Here is a 955-nt window from a genome sequence, read left to right as displayed (position 1 = left end):
AAGGCCTTCATCCTGCACGCGGCATGGCTGGATCAGGCTTTCGCCCATTGTCCAAAATTCCCCACTGCTGCCTCCCGTAGGAGTCTGGGCCGTGTCTCAGTCCCAGTGTGGCTGGTCGTCCTCTCAGACCAGCTACAGATCGAAGGCTTGGTGAGCCTTTACCTCACCAACTACCTAATCTGCCATCGGCCGCTCCATTCGCGCAAGGTCTTGCGATCCCCTGCTTTCATCCGTAGATCGTATGCGGTATTAGCACAGCTTTCGCTGCGTTATCCCCCACGATTGGGCACGTTCCGATGTATTACTCACCCGTTCGCCACTCGCCACCAGGATTGCTCCCGTGCTGCCGTTCGACTTGCATGTGTAAGGCATGCCGCCAGCGTTCAATCTGAGCCAGGATCAAACTCTATAGTTCGATCTTGATTTTTTCGCTCTTTCGAGCAACTCATAAAAACGGAATTGAAGTGAACTTCACTTCTATTCTCATGAGCGTTTTTAAGTCTTGCGACTTGTTCCGAAGAACTTACGCAATTACCTTCAAACGCCCACGCTTATCGGCTGTAAATTTTTAACGATCACCGAAGCAACTTTTCGCTTACTTCGTCTTGCTTGCTGCGATCAGCGAAGCCTTGTAGTCTAACACGATTTTTTAAGTATCGTCAAACTTTTTTCGCTTTCAACATCTTCTTTTTTAGCACCCCGCAATCTTCATTGCGAGACGCTGAAGCTGTTTCAGCGTAGCCTGCTAGTCTAACACGACTTTTAAAGTCTCATCAAACTATTTTCGCTTTCTTCAACTTCTTTCAGCACCTCGCAACTTTCATCGCAAGACGCTGAAGCTGTTTCAGCGAAGCCTTCGATTATGCACTGCTTTTTCAAGCACCGTCAACTTTCGAGGACTTTTTTCTCAACCCGCATGCAGATCAATCCCTAAGGACCTCACCACCTGCACATC

1 rRNA gene is annotated in these 955 nt (G+C 48.7%); it reads right to left on the bottom strand.

Annotated features, from left to right (window positions below):
- A 16S ribosomal RNA gene (locus ACGLHS_RS32260) occupies positions 1 to 415 on the bottom strand; the annotation flags it as partial.
- Positions 416 to 955: the final 540 nt, after the last annotated feature.

Origin of the sequence: Variovorax sp. VaC1, from assembly GCF_043658315.1 — a bacterium.
In the GTDB taxonomy this organism is placed as follows: domain Bacteria; phylum Pseudomonadota; class Gammaproteobacteria; order Burkholderiales; family Burkholderiaceae_C; genus Variovorax.
The sequence above is the reverse complement of the archived record's forward strand: the minus strand, read 5'-3'. Positions and strand labels throughout refer to the sequence as shown.